25 protein-coding genes and 1 pseudogene are annotated in these 22,300 nt (G+C 61.6%); 7 read left to right on the top strand and 19 right to left on the bottom strand.

What is annotated here, in order from left to right; translation table 11 throughout:
• Positions 1-100: 100 nt before the first annotated feature.
• From AB7783_RS06985 to AB7783_RS06905, 17 genes are all read right to left on the bottom strand, one after another.
• A complete protein-coding gene (locus AB7783_RS06985) occupies positions 101-457 on the bottom strand; it encodes a hypothetical protein (protein ID WP_441277205.1) in 357 nt (118 codons plus the stop codon).
• A gap of 100 nt (positions 458-557) precedes the next feature.
• Positions 558-1,034 (bottom strand): DUF411 domain-containing protein, encoded by a 477-nt coding sequence (locus tag AB7783_RS06980; RefSeq protein WP_441277204.1) that lies wholly within the window; start codon positions 1,032-1,034, stop codon positions 558-560.
• 127 nt (positions 1,035-1,161) lie between these two features.
• Positions 1,162-1,491, bottom strand: a complete 330-nt coding sequence (locus AB7783_RS06975) for a four-helix bundle copper-binding protein (RefSeq protein WP_441277203.1) — start codon at positions 1,489-1,491, stop codon at positions 1,162-1,164.
• Positions 1,492-1,541: 50 nt separating this feature from the next.
• Positions 1,542-2,474, bottom strand: a complete 933-nt coding sequence (gene copD, locus AB7783_RS06970; protein ID WP_441277202.1) for a copper homeostasis membrane protein CopD — start codon at positions 2,472-2,474, stop codon at positions 1,542-1,544.
• Positions 2,474-2,839 (bottom strand): copper homeostasis periplasmic binding protein CopC, encoded by a 366-nt coding sequence (gene copC / locus AB7783_RS06965; RefSeq protein ID WP_441277201.1) that lies wholly within the window; start codon positions 2,837-2,839, stop codon positions 2,474-2,476. The genes copD and copC overlap by 1 nt, the downstream gene beginning before the upstream one ends.
• 36 nt (positions 2,840-2,875) lie before the next feature.
• Positions 2,876-4,765 (bottom strand): DUF4396 domain-containing protein, encoded by a 1,890-nt coding sequence (locus AB7783_RS06960; protein WP_441277200.1) that lies wholly within the window; start codon positions 4,763-4,765, stop codon positions 2,876-2,878.
• A 37-nt stretch (positions 4,766-4,802) separates the two neighbouring features.
• On the bottom strand, positions 4,803-5,141 hold the full coding sequence (locus AB7783_RS06955; protein ID WP_441277199.1) for a DUF305 domain-containing protein: 339 nt from the start codon (positions 5,139-5,141) through the stop codon (positions 4,803-4,805).
• Positions 5,142-5,447: 306 nt separating this feature from the next.
• Positions 5,448-6,434, bottom strand: coding sequence for an FkbM family methyltransferase (locus AB7783_RS06950; RefSeq protein ID WP_441277198.1), 987 nt, complete (start codon positions 6,432-6,434; stop codon positions 5,448-5,450).
• Between the two features lie 77 nt (positions 6,435-6,511).
• Positions 6,512-6,814: a copper-binding protein gene (locus tag AB7783_RS06945; RefSeq protein ID WP_441277197.1), complete on the bottom strand. Its 303-nt coding sequence runs from the start codon at positions 6,812-6,814 to the stop codon at positions 6,512-6,514.
• A gap of 23 nt (positions 6,815-6,837) precedes the next feature.
• The gene (locus AB7783_RS06940; RefSeq protein WP_441277196.1) at positions 6,838-7,323 is read right to left on the bottom strand and encodes a cupredoxin domain-containing protein; all 486 of its coding nucleotides are present in this window, start codon (positions 7,321-7,323) and stop codon (positions 6,838-6,840) included.
• A gap of 47 nt (positions 7,324-7,370) precedes the next feature.
• Complete coding sequence (locus tag AB7783_RS06935; RefSeq protein WP_441277195.1) at positions 7,371-8,762, bottom strand: multicopper oxidase family protein; 1,392 nt, start codon at positions 8,760-8,762, stop codon at positions 7,371-7,373.
• Positions 8,763-8,775: 13 nt separating this feature from the next.
• Entirely contained in the window at positions 8,776-10,245 is a 1,470-nt protein-coding gene (locus AB7783_RS06930) for a TolC family protein (protein WP_441277194.1), read from the bottom strand.
• A 379-nt stretch (positions 10,246-10,624) separates the two neighbouring features.
• Entirely contained in the window at positions 10,625-11,083 is a 459-nt protein-coding gene (locus tag AB7783_RS06925) for a hypothetical protein (RefSeq protein ID WP_441277193.1), read from the bottom strand.
• An 89-nt stretch (positions 11,084-11,172) separates the two neighbouring features.
• Positions 11,173-11,463: a metal-sensitive transcriptional regulator gene (locus tag AB7783_RS06920; protein ID WP_441279648.1), complete on the bottom strand. Its 291-nt coding sequence runs from the start codon at positions 11,461-11,463 to the stop codon at positions 11,173-11,175.
• Between the two features lie 3 nt (positions 11,464-11,466).
• Entirely contained in the window at positions 11,467-12,150 is a 684-nt protein-coding gene (locus AB7783_RS06915) for an SDR family NAD(P)-dependent oxidoreductase (protein WP_441279647.1), read from the bottom strand.
• A gap of 190 nt (positions 12,151-12,340) precedes the next feature.
• A complete protein-coding gene (cueR, locus tag AB7783_RS06910; protein ID WP_441277192.1) occupies positions 12,341-12,733 on the bottom strand; it encodes a Cu(I)-responsive transcriptional regulator in 393 nt (130 codons plus the stop codon).
• A gap of 236 nt (positions 12,734-12,969) precedes the next feature.
• Complete coding sequence (locus AB7783_RS06905; protein WP_441279646.1) at positions 12,970-15,495, bottom strand: heavy metal translocating P-type ATPase; 2,526 nt, start codon at positions 15,493-15,495, stop codon at positions 12,970-12,972.
• Positions 15,496-15,679: 184 nt separating this feature from the next.
• Between AB7783_RS06905 and AB7783_RS06900 the strand changes: the two genes are divergently transcribed.
• A complete protein-coding gene (locus tag AB7783_RS06900) occupies positions 15,680-15,886 on the top strand; it encodes a heavy-metal-associated domain-containing protein (RefSeq protein ID WP_441277191.1) in 207 nt (68 codons plus the stop codon).
• A gap of 435 nt (positions 15,887-16,321) precedes the next feature.
• Here AB7783_RS06900 and AB7783_RS06895 read toward each other — a convergent pair whose 3' ends face one another.
• A complete protein-coding gene (locus AB7783_RS06895) occupies positions 16,322-16,828 on the bottom strand; it encodes a hypothetical protein (RefSeq protein WP_441277190.1) in 507 nt (168 codons plus the stop codon).
• Positions 16,829-17,033: 205 nt separating this feature from the next.
• Here AB7783_RS06895 and AB7783_RS06890 point away from each other — a divergent pair.
• From AB7783_RS06890 to AB7783_RS06880, 3 genes and pseudogenes are all read left to right on the top strand, one after another.
• Positions 17,034-17,165 (top strand): annotated as a pseudogene (locus tag AB7783_RS06890) (transposase); the annotation flags it as partial.
• A 458-nt stretch (positions 17,166-17,623) separates the two neighbouring features.
• Positions 17,624-17,884, top strand: coding sequence for a CopG family ribbon-helix-helix protein (locus AB7783_RS06885; protein ID WP_441277189.1), 261 nt, complete (start codon positions 17,624-17,626; stop codon positions 17,882-17,884).
• Positions 17,884-18,222, top strand: a complete 339-nt coding sequence (locus tag AB7783_RS06880) for a type II toxin-antitoxin system RelE/ParE family toxin (RefSeq protein ID WP_441277188.1) — start codon at positions 17,884-17,886, stop codon at positions 18,220-18,222. Before AB7783_RS06885 ends, AB7783_RS06880 begins: the two co-directional genes overlap by 1 nt.
• Positions 18,223-18,707: 485 nt before the next feature.
• Here AB7783_RS06880 and AB7783_RS06875 read toward each other — a convergent pair whose 3' ends face one another.
• Positions 18,708-18,950, bottom strand: coding sequence for a helix-turn-helix domain-containing protein (locus AB7783_RS06875; protein ID WP_441277187.1), 243 nt, complete (start codon positions 18,948-18,950; stop codon positions 18,708-18,710).
• Positions 18,951-19,213: 263 nt separating this feature from the next.
• On the opposite strand from AB7783_RS06875, the gene AB7783_RS06870 reads away from it, so the two are divergent.
• The 3 genes from AB7783_RS06870 to AB7783_RS06860 all read left to right on the top strand — a co-directional run bounded on the left by AB7783_RS06870 (position 19,214) and on the right by AB7783_RS06860 (position 22,247).
• Entirely contained in the window at positions 19,214-19,666 is a 453-nt protein-coding gene (locus AB7783_RS06870; protein WP_441277186.1) for a hypothetical protein, read from the top strand.
• Positions 19,667-19,881: 215 nt separating this feature from the next.
• Positions 19,882-20,220, top strand: a complete 339-nt coding sequence (locus tag AB7783_RS06865; RefSeq protein WP_441277185.1) for a hypothetical protein — start codon at positions 19,882-19,884, stop codon at positions 20,218-20,220.
• 44 nt (positions 20,221-20,264) lie between these two features.
• Positions 20,265-22,247, top strand: a complete 1,983-nt coding sequence (locus tag AB7783_RS06860) for an AAA family ATPase (RefSeq protein WP_441277184.1) — start codon at positions 20,265-20,267, stop codon at positions 22,245-22,247.
• Positions 22,248-22,300: the final 53 nt, after the last annotated feature.

Here is a 22,300-nt window from a genome sequence, read left to right as displayed (position 1 = left end):
TTTGAAATCCTCGATATCCTGATGTACCGCGAAGGCGGCATGCATGTTTATCCGCGCGGCTTAAGGCCGACGCGGCAGCAGGCGGCGTGGTGACGCCGAGTCAGATCGAGATTCGAGGGGGATGGTCTGGAGGGTCGCCGATGAGTCCGTCAGCCGCGACATCATCGAGTGCGAACGTCAGCCGCCGCGCCTGAAAAGAGATCCCGGCACCCTGGAACGCGGCGGGCTCGGCTTGGGCGACCGTCAGCATGCACATCGCGAGCAAGGGGCAGTCCTTGCAGCCATCGGTCTTCTGTTCATCCGGACAGCAAGGCATATCTGCCGACATGGCCGACATACCGGTCATCTCTGCCGAGGCCAAGCGTTTCGCCGCCGCCGGAGTGACCAACGGCGCAAACGCCAGCCCAGCGATCACGAAGACCGCGAGGAATCGACCGATGATGCGGCGAAGCTTCATGTCGAGACCATCACACGGACGCCGGAGCCAAGGAAGCGCCTTCTATTCACATGTTCGCCAGTCAGCGGGAAAAGCCCGGCTCTGGTTAACCGTACCGGCCTCAGCCCACGATCCGCGTGCCCAAGAAGCGCATGAACGGCCGCTGACCGTCCGTTGCGAAGAGCGTCACGTCGTACAGCTTCGGGGTACCGCCCTCCATGCCTGGCGATCCGGCAGGCATCCCGGGAACGGCAAGTCCCAGCGCCGCGGGGCGCGTCTCGAGAAGTCGCAGGATGGCCACCGCCGGTACATGACCTTCGATGACGTAGCCGGAGACCTCCGCCGTATGGCAGGAGGACAACGATTGCGGAACGCGGAGGCGCGCACGGATAGGCCGCAGATCGGCTGCTTCCTCGACGGTCACCACGAAACCGGCTCCCTGCAGATGTTTCACCCAGCCCGTGCAGCAGCCGCAGTCGGGATCCTTGTGGACGAGCACGGTGGTCGTCTCGGCCCGTGCGTCACGCAGCGGCATAGCCAAGCCCGCCGCAAGCATCGCCAGCGCGTTTCGGCGCGTCATGTGTGAGTTTTGCAGCATCTGTATCCTCCGAGAAGTTGGATTGGAACGTTGTTTGTCGTCGCGTTCGAAGGCGCGGCATCCGCTGATTTCCTCCGCTGTTCGCTTGCTTTGTGAAGGGAAGGCCCACAAGGGCCTCCCCTTCATCTCAGGCCGCCATCGCGCGGCAGCTCTCGGCGCAGGCCTTGCAGGCCTTCACGCAGTCCTCCATGCCACCGACGCGTTCGCAGTCCGTGGCGCATTCGGTGCAGATCTCGGAGCATTCTCGGCACACGTGCTTGTGGTGCGGCGAGTTCATCAACATAAAATGCGCCGAAGTCCGGCAGATCTCGGAGCACGCCGTCATCAGCCTGAAGTGCGCGGGCTCGACGTGCTTCCCTCCGCTCTCAAGGCAATGCGTCATCGCCATGCCGAAGCATGTCTGATAGCAGCGCAAGCAGTCGTCGATGCATTTCTGCATGTGTGCGTCCATCTTCATGGCATTCCTCCTGTCTAGCCGTCCGCCGGAATGGCGGCCGTTATCGCCGGTCATTGTCCGATCGCCGGCCGGATCGTTCCCAGGACGCCCACGCACAGCAGCACCAGGAGACCCAGCCCCTGTTCACTGAGGACGTGGGTCCGCAATTTGCTCCGCCAGACGTCGATGCCGCCGGAGCCGCCGCGCCCGGCGGCTTCCAACGCCGGCACCAGCCAGAAGCGGTTGGCGGCGGCGAGAGCCAGCATCCCCGCGAAGAACGCCAGCTTCGCGACCAGGATCTGCCCGTACGTGCTGTTCAGCAGGCTGGACACTGATCCGACGAGAAGCCAGCTATTGACCAGGCCGGTGCCAACCAGCGTCGCCACAGCGGCGTAGCCCATTCCGGAAAAGCGCATCAGGACTCCGTCCACGTCGACGCCGTCGCGGCCCGTCCTTCCGGCATAGCCGAGCAGGATGAAGCCGAGCGGAGCCAATCCTCCGAGCCAAGCTCCCGCGGCGAGCAGATGCGCCGCGTCCGCAGACACGTGCATCACGCCCGCCCAGCCTTCCTCGATCTGCGCATGTCCGGCGCCGGCGAGCGAGGCCAGCAGTGCCGCCGCGAGGAACGACATTAGCAGGTCCTGTCCCACCGTCGAACGGGACGAGTGCAGAAGCGCGGCGGCGACGACCGCGACGACCGCGAGGATCATCCGCGCCGTCCAGACGACGCCGAAGCCGGTATCGCGCAGCACCGACGCGAGGACTTCCGGATCCGCGACGTCGGCGAGCGCGCCGCTCATGTTGGCCACGGAGAAGACGAACCAGGCCAGACCGCTGATCAGGGCGAGGACCGCCGACCACAGCATGAGCCTGCTTCGCCAGCGCGCGAGCGCCCCGGGCTCGTCGCCGGCATGAGCGTACAGGGGGAAGAACGCCACGCCAGCCAGCGTGGTGGACGCCGCGTAGTGCAGGAAGCGTGCGACGACGAGCCCGAGATCGATCATCAGCGCGTCACGCCGAAGGAGTACGTGCCCTTCACCTTGTGCGTATCGTCGGACACCGCGTGCCATTCGACCTTGTAGTCGCCCGGCGCCAACTGGTCCTTGAGCGGAACGATCATGAGCTTCTTGTTGGTCGGATCGGTCGTCGCCTTGCCGGTCGCCACTGTCTTGCCGGACTGATCCTTCAGCTCGATTCCGGAGAATTGGGGAATGACGCTCTCGTTGAACAGGATGCGGATCTGCTTGGGGGCCGCCGACGACTTTCCGGCCGGAGGTTCGGCCGACTGGAATTCCGGATGAGCGAGCGCGGCTCCGGAGGCGAGCATCGCCGCGACGAGAGCGATGGTTGGCGAGGTTTTCTTGAACATGGTCTTTCCTTTGGTGATGCGGATCTTCGTGTGGTTTCAGTGGACGTCCAGAACGAGCATGAGGCCTCCGCCGCCCTTTTCTTCGACGTTGTTGTTGGCCGTGTGGTGGGGGATGTGGCAGTGGACGAGCCACTTTCCGGGCTTCCGCGCGGTCCAGACGACGTCGTAGCGTTGACCCGGACCGACGTTGACGGTGTCCGCCTGGTATTTCGCGCTTTCGTTCAGCGTCACCCCGTCCACGGCCACGACCTGAAACGGGCCGCCGTGGACGTGCATCGGATGCACAAAGTTGTTGTTGGTGCCGATGAAGCGGATCTTGATCGTCTGGCCGACGTTCATCGGCACGGTGTCGGTCGAGGGATACGCCTTGCCGTTGATGGTGAAGTAGTTCGGGAGCGCGCCTTCCATCAGCATGGCGGGATATGTCCGCCACTCCCGCTTCAGCCATTCCTGGAGCTGGATCGTGTAGTCGATGTCGGCCTTCGCCTCCATCGACGGGTCCTTGGGCGCGATCAGCAGGGCTCCGTAGAGCCCAAGCGCCTGCTGGCGGTCGGGATGGTCGTGACTGTGATAGAAGTACGTGCCGCTCTGGGCGACGTCGAATTCGTAGACGTAGATGCCGCCCGGCGGCACCGGGTCCTGGGTGACCTTCGCCGGGCCGTCCATCTCGTTGGGCACGACGAGCCCGTGCCAATGCACCGTCGTGCTTTCCGGAAGAGCGTTGCGGAAGTTGATCCGGACATGGTCGCCCTCCGTCAGCTCAAGCCGCGGCCCGGGCACCTGGCGGTTGTATGCATAGGCTTCGACCGCGACGTCCGGAAGGATATTCCAGCGGATGATCGAAGCTTCGATGTCGAACACCTTGATGCCGTTCTCCATCCGGGGCTGCAGCACCTGGTCGCCCTTCGCGTCCGCCGGCGCGCTGTACGTGACCTGTCGCGGTTTCACCGCCGCCATGTCTTTCATCGCCTCGCCCGGCAGGTCGAACGTGTTGATCATACCCGGAGGCATGATGGCGCCGTCGACGTCGCGGGCGCTGAGGCCGAGGTTCACCGAGAAGCCCGGAATGACCATCCCGGATATCAGCAGGAAGCCGGTCACGCCGGCGAGCGCGGCGAGTTGCGGACGCGTCGCGTCGCCGCCCATCCGATGACCGCCGCCGTGTGCCATTCCGCCGTGATCCATCTTCGCCGAAGCGGAGCGGGAATCCGGCTTGTCCGCCTCCTGGACGCCGTGATCCGAATGGGCCGACGCATCGCCGCCGCGCATGGTCATCAGACCGTGCTTGATCTTCTTCTTCACCATCCAGACGTTGAACGGATACGCCGTCGCAAATCCGACCATCACGCCGAGCGACATCACGCCCCAGAACGCGAACTCGAGCGGGTCCATCGCCCGCATGTCGCGTCCCATCATCAGCAGGCTCATGGTCGGCGCCATGCCGGCCATCATCGCATTCATGCTGATGAACTCCGGCATGAAGCTCTTGCGCACGTTCTCCCAATAGGTTCCGCCCATCATCTTCTTCATGAACAGCGACTGGAAGATGAAGAGGCCGAACGAAAATCCGGCGACGTATTCGACGATCAGGTCGATCCACATCGGAAGCCCGAGAGAAGCGGTCACCACCGCCGCGAGGATGATTCCCGTGGCGTCGCCGGCGACGCAGTGGATCGTGCTCCCGACGCCCTGCTTCCACAGCGGCGACGTGAACTCTTCATGTTCGCCCGGCCGGGGCTCCTTGTCGGCGAGGACGTACAGCAGCAACCCGAAAGGACCCATGTAGAGCGTGACGAGGATGAAGCCCCACTTCATCACCGTCGGCTCGGGGTTGCCGTTGAACTGGTCGTAGGCGACGTACGCCGTCGATCCGGCTGCGAGGACGAACCATGCGATCAGATAGTAGTCGTAGGGGAGTGCGATCATGGCGTCCTCGCGGGTTGCGGCGGCAGTCGGCTTCGGATCAGTGCTTGCTGATCCACTCCTCGAGCATCTTCTGCTCTTCGGTCTGCTCCTTGATGCCCTTCTCGGCCATCTGACGGATCATCGGATCCTTGGTCTCCTTCAGGACGATCTTCGACATGTCGATCGCGCCCTGATGGTGCGCGACCATCATTTTCGCCCAGGCCTTCGTCGGGTCCGTATCCATTCCCTTCATCATCGCGGCATTCATCTTCTCCATGGACGCCTTGTATTCCTTGTCGGCGCCCTCGGCCCGAACGATACCGGGCGCGGCCAGAACGAAGAGAAGGATGGCGGCAGAAGCGCAGGTACGAAGTGTAGTTCGTGCAGTTCTCATCATGACATTTCTCCATTGTTGCAAACGACGCCTGCCGAAACGGCAGCGGGAGATGGTTGTTCCGCGTCGTGTCCGACAAACTCTCCCGTCCATTCTCCTGCGTTTGAAACAAATGGGTCCGTCGCGCGGTGCGGCGCGCGTGCTTGCGGATGGACGGAAAACGTAGACCCGTGGGCTTTCAGTATCTCCAATGATCGGAAGCGGATTCGACGACAGAACGGGGTGGACGCACCGCCCGGATCGCGGCGCGCAGGTCCTTTCTGACACGCGACACGCGTCGCGGCGGGGCAAGGTTTCGCTTCGACCCGTTCACGACCGCCCTCCCCTGATGCGTTCGAGTTTCTCCCCCCAAAGGGGGCTCGCGGTGGCGAAGACGTTGTAGCCCACCCACGCGTACCGCTTGATGCGATCTAGAACGGACAGATTCCGCACGCGGACGAAGCCCGATGCCGCGGCGTCGAAGACGTAGAGGCGAAGCGACATCGCGTCCATCAGATACCGCGACACCGAATGTTTACGATCGGCGCCGTGCTCCTCGCATATGAAGATCGCGTCGCGCGCTAGAAGGCTCTCGCCCCCCTGCAGCGCCTCGATCTCGACGCCCTCCACGTCGAGCTTCACGACGATCGGACGACTTACGTCGATCCCGCCTTCCGCCATCAGACCGTCGAGCGAGACCGTTCGGACGGCGCAGTGCTCGTCGGCGCCTGCGCGCGCCGTGCCGAAGACTTCGTGACGATCGCCCGTGATGCGGACGTAGCCGCCGGAAGCGCCGCCGATCGCCGCGTGGATACAGCGGAATCGATTACCGTTGAGCCGGGAGTTGAGTTCGAGACGCGACATGTTCAGTGCGGATGCCTCGATCGCGAGCGCATCGTGCGCGCCGAAGGGCTTGCTTGACGCGAGCACGGACCAGTATCCGAAGTTGGCGCCGCCATCGACGAAGACGTAGTCGACGTCGGACGCCACTTGCAGGAAGGCCTCGATCTCCTCTTCGTAGTCGTATCGCCTGTTGAGCAGCCTGCTCCAGTATCCATCCGCAAACGGTACGGAAAACACGGCGTCGGTATTGAGCCGGACGACGATTTCACCGGGAGCGAATGCCGACGACACGACCTTGCAGCCGAGACGATACCCACGATGTCCGAACGGCGCCGTGGCGGTCGATCCCGCCTGCAGCGCGAGCACGGCCAGTCTCCGCACGAGGCCCGCGCCGCTCAGCCGTCCGGTTCCGCGATCGTACGCGAGCGTCCGTCCTGCGGAGGCGGGTCCTTCGTGGCCCAGAGATGCGTCCATGCCGTTTCCTTTGCGGGCGTCGACCATGACTTCCGCCGCCGGCCGGTTCGCCGGGCAGCGGAAGTCGTCCTTCGGGCCTACTTGCCCTTCTGGATCTTGGTGATGGCGATGCCGTCGTCGCCGCGCTCGGCCGTGAACTGGACCTTGTCGCCGACCTTCACCTGCTTGAGCATCGCGGGGTCTTTGACCTTGAAGACCATCGTCATGCCGTCGTCGTCCATGCCGAGGTTCTTGATCGGCCCATGCTTGAGAGTGATCTTCTTGGCGGTCTCATCGACTTTCTTCACTTCGCCGTTGACCATCGCGTCCTGGGCAGAGGCGACGGACGAGGCGAGTAGTGAGACTGCGAGGGCGGCTGCTGCGAGTTTGGAGTTGGTCATTTTCTTTCCTTTCGGGGTTTGGACTACTTGACGACGACGGTGCCGATCATTCCCGCTTCGCGGTGACCGGGTATCAGGCAGGAGTATTCGAACTCCCCCGCCTTGCTGAACTTCCAGACGATCTCACCCGTCTTCTTCGGGGCCAGCATCCTGCCGTTGGGATCGTCGTGCTCCATGTCGGGGTTCTTCCTCATGGAATCTGCGTGCTTGAGATTCTCCTCGGTCGTGGCGAGGACGAATTCGTGGTCGAGCTCGCCGCTGTTGCGCAGCACGAACCTGACCTGCTCGTCCTTGCGGACCTCGACTTTGGCCGGCGTGAACAGCATCTTGCCGCCCGCTTCCATCATGGTGACCTGGACGACCCGGGCGGGCTTCTTAGTGTCGCCCGGTTCGCCCGCCGAGAAGGTCTCGTCGTGGCCGTGGCTACCGTGAGCGGGCTCCGCCAGCACGGGCGTGGACGCGAGCAGCGCCGCAAGCGCCGCGGCTTGCGCGATCGGTGTCTTCTTCATCGTGATCTCCTTCATATTTTGTCCGCCTGTTCGCCGTTCGCGAGCGCCTACATTCCCTTCATTCCCTTCATCCCCTTCATGTTCATTCCCTTCATGGGTTGGGGGTCCGCCGCCTTGGTTTTCGTCTTTTCATTGACCTGCCGAGGCGCGTCCTTCTGCGGCGCCTCGACTTCGTAGGCAACCGTTCCGGGAGGATGCTTGTACGGACCCGGATCCTTGTAGTCGTCGCGCGCGAGGCCTTCGCGGATCTTCATGACGGTGAACATGCCGCCCATCTCGATCGGTCCGAACTGCCCGGTGCCGGTCATCATCGGCAGCGTGTTGTCCGGCATCGGCATCTCCATCTCGCCCATGGCGCCGCCGGTCGATCCCATCACCATCGCATCCGGCGCCAGCTTGCCGACGGCCTTCGCGAGGTCCTTCTTGTTCACCCCGATCAGCGTGCGCATGTCGTGACCCATGGCGTTCATCGTGTGATGCGACTTGTGGCAGTGGAACGCCCAGTCGCCCGGATTGTCGGCGGTGAAGTCGAACGCACGTATCGCACCCACCGGTATGTCCGCGGTCACCTCCGGCCACTGGGCGCTCTCGGGCACCCAGCCGCCGTCGGTGCAACTGACGGCGAAATTGTGCCCATGCAGGTGGATCGGATGGTTGGTCATGGTGAGATTACCGACGCGGACGCGGACGCGGTCGCCCAGTCGGACGGGCATGGGATCGATGCCGGGAAACACGCGGCTGTTGAACGCCCACAGATTGAAGTCGGTCATCTCGGTGACCTTCGGCAGGTAGGTGCCGGGGTCGATGAGATAGCTGCTCATGATGAAAACGAAATCGCGGTCAACCGGACGGAAGGCCCTGTCGCGCGGATGGACGACGATCATCCCCATCATGCCCATCGCCATCTGCACCATCTCGTCCGAATGCGGGTGGTACATGAAGGTCCCGCTATGCTTCATCTCGAATTCGTAGACGAAGGTCTTGCCGGGCGGGATGTGGGGCTGACTGAGCCCGCCGACGCCGTCCATGCCCGCCGGCAGGATCACGCCGTGCCAATGCACCGTGGTGTGCTCGGGCAGCTTGTTGGTGACGAAGATGCGGACCTTGTCGCCCTCCACGGTCTCGATGGTCGGACCCGGCGACTGGCCGTTGTAGCCCCACAGATGCGCCTTCATGCCCTCGGCGAACTCGCGTTCGACCGGCTCGGCGACGAGATGGAATTCCTTCCAGTCGCCGTTCATGCGCCACGGCAAAGTCCAGCCATTCAGGGTGACGACGGGATTGTAGTCAGGACCGCTGGTCGGATGCAGCGGCGGCTGCATCGTGACCTTTTTCATGGTCGGGGCTTCCGGAATGGTCGCCGCCTGGGCGCGACCGGTGATGGCGGCCGCGCTCGCGAGCGCCGTTGCGGTGCCGAGGAAGTTTCTTCGCGACAGCATGGGTCTCTCCATCTCAATGTCCTCCGCCGCCGGACGCCTGGGCGGTCGTCGTCGTCGATTTCGTTCCGGAAGCTGCGTCTCCGCCGCCTCCTCCGTTGACCGCCGTCTGCAGTTCGGATTGTGCGAGCCAGAAGTCGCGCTTCGCCTCGATGGCGGCCCGCAGCGCGGCGATGCGCTGCCGGGCTTCGGTCAGGAGCGCGAACACATCGACCTGCATGCTCGAGAAGCGCAGTTGCATCTCTTCCGAGATGATCTTGCGCAGCGGCAGAACTTCGCGCTGGTAGTGGCCCGCGATGTCGTAGGTCGAGCGGTAGACGCGGAAGGCATCGCGCGCTTCCGAGCGGACGTTCACGGCCCTCTCGGTCAGCAGGTTGAACGACTGGTTGTAGGTCTCGGCGGCCTGCCGAACCCGGATCTCGCCGCCGTCGTAGATCGGAATCTGGAACTGGATGTCAAAACCGCGTTCGCGGAATGGCGGCCCCTCCGGATCGCGGGTCTTGCGGTCGATGCCGGCGACGTCGAGCATCGTCACGAACCGGCTGGCCTGGGTGAGGTTCAACGACTTCTCAAGCGCGGCCAACTCGATGCGGGCGATCTGCAGGTCGATACGATGTGTCACGGCATCAACCTCGATGCGCGGAAGCGAAAGCGGCCGACGCGGCAGGACGGGCAGCCGCTGCGGCAACTTGATGCCGACGTCTCCGTCCCAGAGGCCGAGCAGCCGGATCAGACGCTCGCGCGAGCTCGTCGCGTCCTGGCGCAGCGTTGCGAGATCGGCGGTCGTCTCCGCGTAGAACACCTGCTCGCGGGCCTGGTCGAGCTTGTTGAGCGACCCGGTCTCGCCGAGCTTCTGCGCAAGCTGGGCGGTGGACTCGGCCGTCGACTTGGCATCGGTCAGGAGCATAACCAGTTCGTTGGCGGCGACCGCCCTGTAGTAGGAACGGCGCACGTCGGCGGCGAGCCGCAGCGTCTCCTCGGCAGCGCGCAACTGGGCCTTCTGGAAACGCTGACGGGCGATCTCCGAGCGGAACGGGAGGGTCGCGAGCGCCAGGATGTCGCCGACGATCTGACGCTCGATCTCCACCGCCCCGCTTCCGGATATACGGGATACAGAGAAGGTCGGGTTGGGCGGAAGGCTGTCCGCGACGAGGTCGGTTTCGGCGAGCGCCAGTTCGTTGTAGGCGGCCTGGAGGCCCCGATTGCTTAGCAGCGCTACCTGCACCGCGCTGTCCACGGTGAGCGTCCGGCGAAGGATCTCCTTCACGGCGCCGTCGGCCCGCAGCGCGTCGGCCTGCGTCTTGATCGAGATGACGTCCTTCTTGATCGTCTCGCCAGCGACGCCGGCGACCACCCCCATGCCGGCATCGGGGGAGAAGGTCGCGCATCCGGACAGGAAGAGCGACGAAAGCAGGACTGCGGCCGCTGCCGGCCGGGTGCCCCGGCGGTCGGTTGGACGACGGGAGATGTGATGCGAATTGGACATGTCCGCTCCTACCGGCCGGATTTCGGAGCGGGAGCGGCGCGGTCGTTCTGCTCCCTCCATGAGGACGGAGCGACCGGACGGAGACCGGTATAGGGGGCGACGGTCGAGCGGTAGCCGACAGCCGCCACTCTCGACGCGGGATCGGCCGGATCGGCCCCGGCCAAGGGTGCCGTCGCCGCCAGGCAGCCCCCTAGTGTGAGGGCGACTACGGATGCCGCGGCGAGTGCCGCGTTTCGTCGATCAAATAGTGTCGCGGCCACCGAACGAACGGCGGCGAACTTCGCCCCAAACTGCGCAAACATGTTCTCTTCCTGAAATGACAATGGACCACAGGCGCACGCATCCCTTCCGGGCACGGCACCGCGTCTAGCAAGTCAGATCAGGCGATGGGGGGACGGTAGTGCTCGGGGGGCGCGTTGTCGGCAGCGACGCGATAGCTTGCCGCAATGCGGACGACGCTCGGTACCGCCGGTGCCGAAACCTCGAACAGAGGAGCCGGCATCATAGAGACGCACATCAGCGCGCAGCACTGCCCGCTGGTCGTGTGCGGGCCTTTCTTCGCAGGCACGTCAACGTCGTCCATGGCGCCCGACATCGACATCCGATCGTCTTGATCGGACATCGCCATCGGCTGCGCCGAAGAATGCTCGTGTGCGGCACCGTCGAGGTAAGCATGAACGGGCTGGAGAACCTCATCGTGCATGTGCATCGAGCCGGACATCACGCCTTCCATGGTCATGCATGGGACGACGGCGTGCTCTCCGGGCATGGCGTAGGACAGCGGTGGTGCCAGAATACACAGCAGATAGACCAAGGTGACGATCCACCCTGCCTTCATCCGCTGTTTCCTGGCGAGCCTAACGAGCATGTACTACTCAGATGCCTACGATTGTTCGAGTCGATCTGCGGACCTTAGCCGCGATAGTTCTAAGCGCCAAGCCTGAAAGCGCACCGCCGGTCATCGTTTGGCCCGACGACCGCCTTCAGCTCGGCGATCTTCCGGCGCTGGGCGACCTTGTCGCCGCTCGCACTGGCGTGCTCGACGCAGTGCGAGACGTGGTCCTTCAGCACTTCCTCCTCGACGCGGCGGAGGGCGGCGCGGACGGCGGAGATCTGCGTGACGACGTCGATGCAGCACCGGTCCTCCACGACCGTCTGCGAGAGTCCGCGCACCTGCCCCTCGATCCTGCCGAGCCGTTTCTTCACGGATGTCTTGATTACTCAGAATTTTTCGCTGGCGGGTCGCAGATCGATTTCGTGCGTCCAGGCGCTACGCTCCTGCCGATGAAGCTGGTAGAAAGCTTCGGCGATTGCGGTTGGCGCCAGATGTGTCTCCGATGCCGCCTCGCCTTCCTGGTCTATCATGCCATCGATAAGGACGTGGGCGACGTGGACCCCCTTTGGACCCAGTTCGCGGGCCATGCTCTGAGCCAGTGCGCGGAGGCCGAATTTGGGGACTGCGAAGGCCGCAAACCCGGCGCCGCCGCGGATCGAACCGGTCGCGCCCGTGAATATGATGGTGCCTCGGCCTTGCGGCAACATAGCAGCCGCCGCGGCTCGGCCGACGAGAAATCCACCGAAGCAGCCGGTGCGCCAGGCCTGCTCGAACAGCTCGTCCGAGATCTCTAGAATGCCCGCGCGATCCCAGGTTCCGACATTGAACACCACCAGATCGGGCGGGCCGAGCTCTTTTTCTACCCGCTCGAACATCGCTTTTACCTGGTCACCCATCGTGGCATCGCAGGCGTAGCCACGGACAAGATCGCGGTGCTCATCCGCCTCGGGTGCGCGTTCCTTCCGGGAGACCGCGGCCACGCTCATGCCTGCCGCGGCGAAACGCCGGACCAACGCATTTCCAAGGCCTGCGCCAGCGCCGACTACAACGGCGACTTTCTTTTCGGTCATCAATCCATTCCTCTTGGCCGCAAGAGCCTGATCGTTTGCGAGATGTGATATAGCGAACTAATCCGGCGACACGACATCGTCAGCGATAAGCCATGCTGCTGCGCCGCTGAACCATAACTGTCTTGGGAGTCCGCCAGTCGCGCTTGCATGCCTGCGACAATGGGAGCGTCGCCGTCAACGCGGGTATCAATCATTGCTGAGAGTTCGACAATCCCTCGATGATTGGGCAGTCGGGGCGACTATCGCCACGGCAACTGCGGACAAGGCGGCGTAAGGTGTCTCGAAGCTCATTGAGCTCGATTAGCTTCTTGTCGATTTCCTTGAGCTTCGTATTTGCTAAGGCTTTGACATCCGCGCTCTGGCGTTCCTTGTCGTTGTAAAGCGAAAGCAGTTGTCGGCATTCCTCAACCGAAAAGCCCAGGCTGCGCGAGCGTTGGATGAAGCGCATGCGATGCACGTCAGCTATCGAATAATCGCGATAGCCGTTGCTGGCGCGGTCAGCCGTCAGCAGGCCGATATCCTCGTAATAGCGAATGGTCTTGGCCGGTAGTCTCGATTTTTCTGATGCGGCGCCAATATTCATCTGGCTCTCCCTGGAGTGAGTGGGACATCATATAATGCTTCCAGTTACTGGAAGCTCAAGTGCCTTCGTTCGCCAGGACAAACCGAAAAGATGGCCGGTTCCTTGCCTCTGCGACGGCCAGATCGCAGGTCGGAGTGGAATAGATTTCAATGCGATGTTCGCTCGACATGGCGATCCTCAAAACAAAAGTGGGATTGAGAGAGGGGCGGCCCGCCTCAATGGCGGGCCGGATGCGTTCACTCGGCTGGAACGAATGAAACCGCAGCGCTGTCGCCAGTTTCCCGGACAGGTGCCTGGAAGCGCTTCAGGCGCATCGCGTTGCCGAGCACGAAAACACTCGATAGTGCCATCGCGCCGGCCGCCAGCATCGGCGACAACAGCGTGCCGCTGACGGGATAAAGTGCTCCAGCCGCGACCGGGATAAGGGCCGCGTTGTAGGCGAAGGCCCAGAACAGGTTCTGATGGATGTTGCGGATGGTCGCCTTCGACAAAGCGATCGCGTTGGTGACACCGAGCAGATCGCCTGACATCAACACCACATCGGCGCTTTCGATCGCAACGTCCGTGCCGGTGCCGATCGCCATGCCGACATCAGCCTCGGCCAGTGCGGGCGCATCGTTGATGCCGTCGCCGACGAAAGTTACGGTGCGGCCGCCGGCCCGCAGGCGCTTGATCGCGTCGACCTTGCCGTCGGGCAACACTTCGGCAACGACCTCATCAATGCCGAGTTGGGATGCGATCGCTTCTGCGGTGCGACGATTGTCGCCGGTGATCATCGCGACCTTCAAACCCATGGCCTGCAGGGCGCGAATGGCTTGCGGGGTCGAACGCTTGATCGGATCGGAAACCGCGATCACGGCAGCGAGCTTGCCGTCGACAGCCGCATAGAGCGGCGTCTTGGCCTGCTTGCCCATGCGGCGTGCGGTGTCGGCGAAGGTGTCCACCGCAATGCCGAGCTTGGTCATATAGCGGTCGGCGCCAACAGCAACCTGGTGCTGACCCACCTTTGCGCTGACACCGAAGCCGGGCACCGCTTCGAAAGCGTTGACCTCCCCCAATGAAGAGCCTTCATCCTTAGCGGCAGCCACGATGGCGGCGGCAACGGGGTGTTCGGACTGAGCCTCAACCGAAGCAATGAGTGCCAGAACCTTCGCACGCTCGAAACCGCTGGTGACGACGAGATCGGTCATCACCGGCTTGCCGGCGGTAAGCGTACCGGTCTTGTCGAGGGCCACGACCTGCGTCGACTTCAGAGATTGCAGTGCCTCTCCATTCCGGAACAGCACGCCTAGTTCGGCCGCGCGGCCCGTGCCGACCATGATCGAGGTCGGGGTGGCGAGACCCATGGCGCAGGGGCAAGCGATGATCAGCACCGCGACCGCATTGACCAGCGCGAAGCTGACGGCCGGTTCCGGGCCGAAGAACAGCCAGACCAGGAAGGTGAGCGCGGCGGCCGCCATAACGGCAGGTACGAACCAGGCCGTCACCTTGTCGACGACGGCCTGGATCGGCAGCTTTGACCCCTGCGCGGATTCGACCATGCGGATGATCTGGGCGAGCAGCGTATCGGCGCCGACCTTGGTTGCGTGATAGGTGAAGCTGCCGGTCTTGTTGATCGTGCCGCCAACGACCTCTGCGCCTTCTCCCTTGCTGACCGGGATCGGCTCGCCGGAGATCATCGACTCGTCCACGAACGACGAACCCGACAACACGACACCATCGACCGGCAGCTTGTCGCCCGGACGCACCTGGACGACATCGCCTGCGATCACCTCATCGAGCGGGGTCTCGACGAACTCGCCGTTGCGCTCGACGCGCGCCGACTTCGCCTGCAGGCCCATCAGCCGCTTGATCGCTTCGCTGGTGCGGCCCTTGGCCTTAGCTTCAAGCACGCGGCCAAGCAGGATCAGCGTGACGATGACCGCCGAGGCCTCGAAATAGACATTGGCCGTGCCGTCCGGCAGCACGCCCGGCGCGAAGGTCGCAACGACGGAATAGGCCCAGGCTGCGGTCGAGCCGACGACGACCAGGGAGTTCATGTCCGGGGCGACGCGCATAAGCGCCGGCACGCCCTTCCTGTAGAAGCGCAGGCCAGGGCCGAACTGGACGATGGTCGCGAGAACAAAGAAGGCGATGTAGCGCGGCTGATCACCGACATTCGCCATCAGCCAATGGTGCAGCAACGGGAACACGTGGGAGCCCATTTCGAGCACGAAGATCGGCAGTGTCAGCACAGCGGCGATACCGAAGTCGCGCTTGAGGTCGGAGAACTCGCGGTTGCGGGCATCCTCGCGGCTGTCGCCCTCGGTCTCCGCCTTTTCGCTGCGGCGCGGCTCGTAGCCGGCCTTGCGGATGGCGGCGTCGATCGCGGCGCGTGGCGTGGAACCCGCAAGCAGCTCGACGGTCGCGCGTTCGGTGGCGAGATTGACCGAGGCGGATTTTACGCCTGGAACCGCGGCAATCGCCTTTTCGACACGGTTCACACAGGACGCGCAGGTCATGCCCTCGATGTCGACTTCAATTTTCTCGACGGGCACGTCGTAGCCGGCACCGCGGATCGCGGCGATGATCCCGTCGGAATCGATGGCGCCACTGAAGGCGACGTCGGCGCTTTCCGTGGCGAGATTGACGGCAGCCGCGGTCACGCCCGGTACCTTGGTGATCGCGACTTCGACGCGGCGCACACAGGATGCGCAGGTCATGCCCTCGATCGGGAAGTTTTGTCTGGCAATTGCGGATAGAATTTGCGGCGAGGCATTCATCATTCCTGTCCTCTGTTCGAATGAGTTGAACAAAGGCTAATTCTTCCAGTGACAGGAAGGTCAACACGCATTTCTGAGCGACGCAAACTTCAAAGCTACAAGAGAACCTGCTTGACGTTCCACTGGCGGGAACCCGCAGCTTCAGGAAACGGCGCTTGTGCCGGTGCTAATTTAGGAGTCTCCAATGCTGAAGTTGAACGTACCCGATATGACCTGCGGCCGTTGCGCTGGGGTCGTCACCAAGGCAATTCAGAGCGTCGACGCAGGCGCCAAAGTCGGTGTCGATCTCAAGACCCGGATCGTAACCATCGACGCCAACTCTGACGGCGCCGCTTTCACACAAGCACTTGAGGTGGCGGGCTATCCCGCCACTGTCAGCGCCGCGCAGTAACGACTTACTACCGGGGCGGAGCTTCATCTCCGTCCCCCAAGCAGCGCATACCTCTGGAGCTCTCCCAGAGATGCTCTTGCTCGACTACCGCGCTGAAATGAGCCCTGAGCAGGCATAAGGGCATCGAACTCAGAAGAGCACGGATGCCCTCTTAAGGCACCAACATTGGCTCAGGGCCGCCGACGTAAATGTCCTCGTCGTCGATCGGTCTCTTAAAGTGACGTTGAAACTTATATCGGAGTGTCTCGGAGTCTTCGATGAATGAATCGGCCGACGAGATGTATCCTTGAGCATCCGTTCCATTCGTGGCCTCGGAAGCCAATCGAAGGAATTCTCTCCACGTCCGCTTCATCTCTGCATATTGGTTACGTGCTTCGTCTTCATCCATCGGCAGATCTTTCCTCGACTCAGAGCCTGCTGACTAGAAGAAATTCATCAAGGATTCGCTAATCGAACCACTATCTTATTCTGAGCCAAGATTTCTTTGTTGAAGTCGACGACGAAACGCACCAATGCGTTGTAGGCATCGAGCCGCCTCGCTCGTCGTGCGTCAGGCGAAAATGTCCCAGGCGCAGCGCAAAATGGCTCTATGAACTCGCGCGATCCGATGCGGGCTGTCGTTACAGCAGCGTGGCCTAAACATTCGCGGGCAAATTCTGTTTTCACAAAGTCCGATGCGATTGGAAGCCAAGCGCGTTCCTCCCGCCCGTGTGACAAAAAGGCGTCGAGACATACCAGTACGCCGTCCTTGACCTCCGATAATGAGTTTTGACCTCCCTCGCCAGACAACGTCTGTTCCTTGAGATCCATCCATGCCTCGATCGAGGTGCGAAGTTCGCGCCCAAATGGCTTCAATTCTTCCAAAAATGAAGAACGCTCGTCAGCAACTACACATCTTTCGGCGGGGTTCATAAAACGACGCTGAGCAACTTCAAAGTTCATGCAAGACACCCGCGATCCGAGTTTCGGTATATTCTCTCAATGATGTGGCGATCCTTTGAACGGTGCAACCACCATGTCTCGCCGAAAACCAAATCGGCCGAGCCTCGCCACCTCGGTACGTTGAGGAATGGGAACGCCTCGTCGATCCGAGGACAGGCGAGCGCGTGACCCGCTTCGGCGTCACGAATAAAATCGTCCTGAACCGATCCTACGATGGCATTCCAAATCGGAAGCATTTCCCGAGCAACCTGAGTGCTCGAATCTGAAGCGCTGGGGACTCGGGACGTTCCATGGCTTCCGGGAGAAGCACCTCGACGCGTATCTCCATGAATTCGAGTTTCGTTGGAACCGCCGACGCCGTTTCCGGTCGACGCTTGATACGCTGCTCGGCATCGGACAATCGCTGCCGCGGACGACCTATCGCGACATCGTAGACGACACCAGCGAGTGGCGGCAGGCCCACAAGAAGCGGATTCTGGCGATGGTCTTTCCGGAGCGGCGCGAAGCCGCCCAGCATCTCGCCAAGGCGAAGAAGATCGACATTCTCGATGCGCTCGATCTTGTCGGTCCCGCCCGGTCGGCGCGACCGTAAGTGAAGCGCCCGCCGGAACGCTCGGTGTTGGCCCCGCGCAGGACCGGCGAGGAACGGTTCACCGCACGCTACCGACATCCGCCGCGGCCGCCGATGATCGAGACGGTGCATTCTAACGAGCGCACGCCTGAGCCTCTCCCAAATTCCTCTATTGTATCCTGCCTGCGATTGTAATACGGTGTATTACAAAATGGAGAGCGTTGATGAGTAAGACCCCATTGTCCGAGCCTTTGACGCTTCGACTTCCCCTCGACGTCCAGGAGGACATCGAGAAAATTGCGGTCGCGTCTGATCGCAATAGGAGTTGGGTAATCGTGCGGGCGCTGAAAGCTTATCTCGCGGGCGAAGGTGCCGACATTCTCGCGATTATCAAAGGACGCGAACAGATCGCAACCGGCGATGTTCACGACATGGACGATGTGATCCGTGAAATCGAAGCTATCGTGAAATCGAAGGCAGCTTGATGAAGGTCAGGCTTTCTGGAGCGGCTCGCACGTACCTTCTGCACGAAGCCAACTATCTCACCGAAAGAAGCCCTGTAGCAGGTGCCGCCTTTCTGAGGGATATCCGTTCGGCTCAACAGCGCATTGGCAACTATCCTGAAATCGGCTTCAAGCCTTTCCTGGTAAGGGAGAGCCGACGTCTCGTCGTGGGTGACTATTTGATCGACTACGAACCTGGGCCAGAGGGTATCGAAATCACCTCGATCCGCCACAGTCGTCAGTCTGATGTCGCGCTCAATCTCGACGACGATTTTGACTACGAAGTCGATGACGACGAAACCAACGATCCCAAGCCATAATCGCCAGCAGTTTCCGTCACTGCCCTGAACGGCGGCCTATGTCCCAAAGCCGATCCGTTGCGGTCGCATTTCGTTGTGCATAAGCCAATCCATCCCTCGCCGCGGCAGGACGCGCCTTCACGAAGCTTACAAGCTACGCCCCCTTGGGGAGGGGATGGCATCGTCAAGCACTATGTGTGGTGTGCCCCTGAGTAAACGGTTCACCGCACGCTATCGACATCCGCCTCGGCCGCCGATCATCGAGATCGCGCACGCCTAGCGCACGCGCGCTTCGGCGCATTCCTCCGATCATTGTGCACAGGGGCGCGCGTTTCGCCGTCACCGACTACGTGATCGAATTCGTCGTCGGGCGCGCGCATGATATCCAACTGGCGGCTATGTAACGGGACGGGTGATATCGATCACCTCTCCTCCCGGGCCCCTAGTCAATTACGTAATCGACCATGAGCCAAAAAGGGGCTTCCCCAGATCGCAAGAATCGAAATTTAGAGAGCACTGATGCCCTTGCCGACCATGCCGACGAATTCAAAGCGGATACCTGCAGCCTCAAATGTTCGCTGAAGAGCGACAAGCGTGTCCGTATAAGGCACCGACTTGCCCAGTTCATAACGGGCGATCGAGCGCTTCGATATTCCTGCTCGTGCCGAGAGATCATCTTGGCTCCATCCGAGCCAAGCGCGGGCAGCCCTTATCTGAGCAGGCGTTACCATCGCGGCCGCATTAACCATAACGGAACCCTATCGATGACAACTTCATCGCCCCGTGGTATAGTTAAGACACGATTAACCAGCACTTGTGCGCGCAGCACGGGATCGCTCCGTTCAGCAACGCCGACAGATCGTACCGCTAAAACCTTGCCAAGGATTTAGTGGCGGACGAATCCTGTCCGCCGGGCTCAAAAAGCCGGATTCGCAAACGTGAATCCTAACCATCGTTTTCGCATCGCCTGAAATCCGTTCAATCCTACCGAACATCTCGTGAGGGACAACGCATGCTGTCGATCAAGCTGAAGACCGCCTCCATAGGAAGCATTCACTGGCAACCGGGCGGATCGGAGGGAAGACCACCGATTACTTCACTGCCGCACGCAGCCGCGAATTCGCCTGTCAGGTGGTGGCGCACACGCGAGCCGCTTTCATTCTCGCGCAAGGATCTTGCTCCGCTAAGAAGATGCCTGATCAGAACGACGATTATCGCCGAACCAGAATGGATCGAGGCAGCCACGGGCGACGCGGTCTCCGCAATCGCCGTTGGCATTAGGCTGCTCAATAGCCACGTCATCGGCGCCGCAGAAATCGATCTCGCGCTTTCTGCCGTACTTGCGTGCGCTATAGAGGGCGACGCCACCTCACCTGTAGTGATTTCGTCGGCCTTACGGCGGCGATCAAAAATCGATCCGGCATGTCGTTGCCTCAGCGAGCTTTGGCTGGATGCAAGGTTCTGACGACTACCGCGTCCGATAGTTGCGCTGCTGATACCGATTAAAGGCCGACTGAAAATCGGTTGGGCGGATTTCACAGCGCGTTTTCAAGTTTGACCTCCACTCATTTTAATCGTTCCCGGTGCAGCGGCATTTGTGCCCGCGGCTCGCTCTACCAAAATCCACAGATTGTCCCTGGTTCCGGAATGATGCGGGACCGCAAGTGGCGGAGCTATGTCATGGCTAGTCTCATTAAAGATCGTTCTCCTGGCCCCCAACTTGATCGCGAGATCAATCTCCTGCGCGAATTACTGCGCGATCTTGAGCGCGTTCGGGTTGGGCAACACCCAGGTCGGCGAATACTCGACGACGCACCCGTCCTGGAGAACTGGGAGGTGACGGTACGCACGGAACCATGTCTCAAGGGCATCGTCCACGGCCATCCGCGGATCCAGGACCGACGAATGACCATCACTTCACAGCTTTGGCTGCTGGCGCCAGCGCTTGGATATGCGCGAACGCTGTCCCGGGTTTATGCCTTGGGCGAGCCTGCCGTCGGGCCAGAGGACCGTCACTGACCGTCGCCCCATTTAATCGTTTGTCCGATGCTCCGGAGTTGTCCATGAACAGGCAGAAGTTCGCAGAACGGTCGCGGCGTCATGTCAGAATTCGCCCCCAGAACGCCGCCGCACTGATCGCACGCAACCTCATCGTTCGCGCGCTGCGTCAGCATGATCTTCATCATGTCTTGCGCGGAAGGCCAGCGTTCGTCGGTTTCGTCGTCCATCGCGCGGAAGATATCGAAGTATTCGCCAACGAAAGCCTATTACTTTTGCGCGAAACTACGGAGAAGAAAGCGATCTATGACGTAATGGCGTGGCTCAAGGAGAATGCACGAAAGGTCACGAATGCAACCGATACAATTCAAACGCTATCGGACAAGCGCATCGTGTTCGGATTTGCTTCGGACCGAATGGACATGCCAGACGCATTCAGGAGCCTCGCGGACGGGATCGTCATACTCGACCCGGTCGATGAACGCGCACTGGCCGCAACATTTCAAACGCTCTTCCATCGCACACCGTCCACCAGCATCCTCTCCGCGGCAGCCACCATCCCGATCGATGTACTGAACATCTGCTTGCAGCGAGGGCTTACTTTGCGGCAAGCCGCTGGTCGGATCCAGAGATACCTGTCTGCCTCCAGGGAGCCGCAGATCGCCGTCGCGTCCAACCACCCTCGCCTCGAGAATCTGGCCGGACTCGGAGAAGTGGCGGATTGGGGAAAGTCGCTGGCAAGAGACATTCTGGACTATCGCGAGCGTCGCATCCCGTGGACCGACGTCGATCGCGGAGTCCTGGTCAGCGGTGCTTCCGGAACCGGGAAAACGATGTTTGTAAGGTCTTTAGGCACCACTTGCGGCGTTCCCGTGCATGTCCATTCCCTTGCGAGGTGGCAAGCCCGAGGGCATCTCGGCGACCTGCTGAAAGCGATGCGCAGCGCCTTCGATGAAGCCATTAAATCAGCACCAAGCATCCTGTTCATCGATGAGATCGACGCCGTGGGCAATCGCCGAGATCTCCGCGGGCCAAATGAGAAATACTCTCGGGAAGTCGTGAACGCCCTATTGGAATGTCTTGACGGCGCGGAAGCGCGGCAAGGCGTCGTCGTGGTTGCGGCGACAAACTACCCTGAAAAGATTGATCCGGCGCTTCTCAGACCAGGACGCCTCGACAGGCACCTCCGGATTCCTCTACCGGATTGCCAGGCGCGTCTCACTATTCTGCGCTATCACCTAGGTCATGATCTGCCGGCTGTCGATCTAGCCGATATCGCAACCCACCTTGATGGCGCGACCGGCGCAATCATCGAACAGGTGGTCCGTGACGCACGCAGGCGCGCGCGACATGCACGCCGGCCGATGACGACCGCCGATCTCGAGCATGGCCTTCCTTCTCGCATCCGTCTGTCGGAGGCCGCCCTTCGACGCCTGTGTGTTCACGAAGCCGGGCATGCCTTTGTCGGCAGCCTGTTGAGCGCTGAATCCGGAAGCACCCTAATCGACGTTCGGGTGATGCAAGAGATCACGCAACAGAACACGGGAGGACAGACGACGTTTCGCCGAACACCTGGCTTTGATCGCTCGAGAACAAGCTATCTCGCCGAGATCACCACCCTGCTCGCCGGTCTCGCTGCGGAAGACGTCGTTCTGGGTGGCCACGCAGACGGTGGCGGAGGAGAGGAAAACTCAGACATTCACCTCGCCACAATCCTGGCGGCACGGATGGACGCATCGCTTGGACTGGGCGGAAGTCTTGTCTACCTGACTTCGGACGACCCCGCGGAAATCCTCGCACAAGTGCGTCGCGATAGTCACCTCCGTCGTCAGGTGCACGCTAGGCTGAAGGCGTGCGCGCATCGCGCCCGAACGATCATTAGTCAGAACACAGGGGCACTTGAACTGCTCGAGACCTCTCTTGCGCATCGGAGACACCTGACTGCTGCGGATATTTCCGCCCTGCTCCGCGAAATTAATCCGGATAAGTTTTCATCGAATTGCGATCTCCCAAATAGTGAGAAAGTAACCCAAACCCCAGTGGATTGAACATCGGCCTCCCGAGATCTTGTGCGGAATACCGTTGCCGTCGTATTGGAACG

It is taken from the genome of Tardiphaga sp. 172_B4_N1_3, assembly GCF_052076035.1.
GTDB lineage: Bacteria > Pseudomonadota > Alphaproteobacteria > Rhizobiales > Xanthobacteraceae > Tardiphaga > Tardiphaga robiniae.
Note: the sequence above shows the minus strand (reverse complement) of the source record. Positions and strands in the feature narration are given on the sequence as shown.

Excerpts from the sequence above, each read along its gene's own strand:
- AB7783_RS06960 (WP_441277200.1), bottom strand. The coding sequence starts at position 4,765 with ATGATCGCACTCCCCTACGACTACTATCTGATCGCATGGTTCGTCCTC.
- AB7783_RS06895 (WP_441277190.1), bottom strand. The coding sequence starts at position 16,828 with ATGAACTTTGAAGTTGCTCAGCGTCGTTTTATGAACCCCGCCGAAAGA.
- AB7783_RS06940 (WP_441277196.1), bottom strand. The coding sequence starts at position 7,323 with ATGAAGAAGACACCGATCGCGCAAGCCGCGGCGCTTGCGGCGCTGCTC.
- copD (WP_441277202.1), bottom strand. The coding sequence starts at position 2,474 with ATGATCGATCTCGGGCTCGTCGTCGCACGCTTCCTGCACTACGCGGCG.
- AB7783_RS06925 (WP_441277193.1), bottom strand. The coding sequence starts at position 11,083 with ATGAAGGCAGGGTGGATCGTCACCTTGGTCTATCTGCTGTGTATTCTG.
- AB7783_RS06875 (WP_441277187.1), bottom strand. The coding sequence starts at position 18,950 with ATGGTTAATGCGGCCGCGATGGTAACGCCTGCTCAGATAAGGGCTGCC.
- AB7783_RS06900 (WP_441277191.1), top strand. The coding sequence starts at position 15,680 with ATGCTGAAGTTGAACGTACCCGATATGACCTGCGGCCGTTGCGCTGGG.
- AB7783_RS06870 (WP_441277186.1), top strand. The coding sequence starts at position 19,214 with ATGCTGTCGATCAAGCTGAAGACCGCCTCCATAGGAAGCATTCACTGG.
- AB7783_RS06980 (WP_441277204.1), bottom strand. The coding sequence starts at position 1,034 with ATGCTGCAAAACTCACACATGACGCGCCGAAACGCGCTGGCGATGCTT.
- AB7783_RS06860 (WP_441277184.1), top strand. The coding sequence starts at position 20,265 with ATGAACAGGCAGAAGTTCGCAGAACGGTCGCGGCGTCATGTCAGAATT.
- AB7783_RS06935 (WP_441277195.1), bottom strand. The coding sequence starts at position 8,762 with ATGCTGTCGCGAAGAAACTTCCTCGGCACCGCAACGGCGCTCGCGAGC.
- AB7783_RS06945 (WP_441277197.1), bottom strand. The coding sequence starts at position 6,814 with ATGACCAACTCCAAACTCGCAGCAGCCGCCCTCGCAGTCTCACTACTC.
- AB7783_RS06985 (WP_441277205.1), bottom strand. The coding sequence starts at position 457 with ATGAAGCTTCGCCGCATCATCGGTCGATTCCTCGCGGTCTTCGTGATC.
- AB7783_RS06950 (WP_441277198.1), bottom strand. The coding sequence starts at position 6,434 with ATGGACGCATCTCTGGGCCACGAAGGACCCGCCTCCGCAGGACGGACG.
- copC (WP_441277201.1), bottom strand. The coding sequence starts at position 2,839 with ATGTTCAAGAAAACCTCGCCAACCATCGCTCTCGTCGCGGCGATGCTC.
- AB7783_RS06880 (WP_441277188.1), top strand. The coding sequence starts at position 17,884 with ATGAAGGTCAGGCTTTCTGGAGCGGCTCGCACGTACCTTCTGCACGAA.
- AB7783_RS06975 (WP_441277203.1), bottom strand. The coding sequence starts at position 1,491 with ATGAAGATGGACGCACACATGCAGAAATGCATCGACGACTGCTTGCGC.
- cueR (WP_441277192.1), bottom strand. The coding sequence starts at position 12,733 with ATGAATATTGGCGCCGCATCAGAAAAATCGAGACTACCGGCCAAGACC.
- AB7783_RS06955 (WP_441277199.1), bottom strand. The coding sequence starts at position 5,141 with ATGATGAGAACTGCACGAACTACACTTCGTACCTGCGCTTCTGCCGCC.
- AB7783_RS06885 (WP_441277189.1), top strand. The coding sequence starts at position 17,624 with ATGAGTAAGACCCCATTGTCCGAGCCTTTGACGCTTCGACTTCCCCTC.
- AB7783_RS06930 (WP_441277194.1), bottom strand. The coding sequence starts at position 10,245 with ATGTCCAATTCGCATCACATCTCCCGTCGTCCAACCGACCGCCGGGGC.
- AB7783_RS06905 (WP_441279646.1), bottom strand. The coding sequence starts at position 15,495 with ATGAATGCCTCGCCGCAAATTCTATCCGCAATTGCCAGACAAAACTTC.
- AB7783_RS06865 (WP_441277185.1), top strand. The coding sequence starts at position 19,882 with ATGGCTAGTCTCATTAAAGATCGTTCTCCTGGCCCCCAACTTGATCGC.
- AB7783_RS06915 (WP_441279647.1), bottom strand. The coding sequence starts at position 12,150 with ATGACCGAAAAGAAAGTCGCCGTTGTAGTCGGCGCTGGCGCAGGCCTT.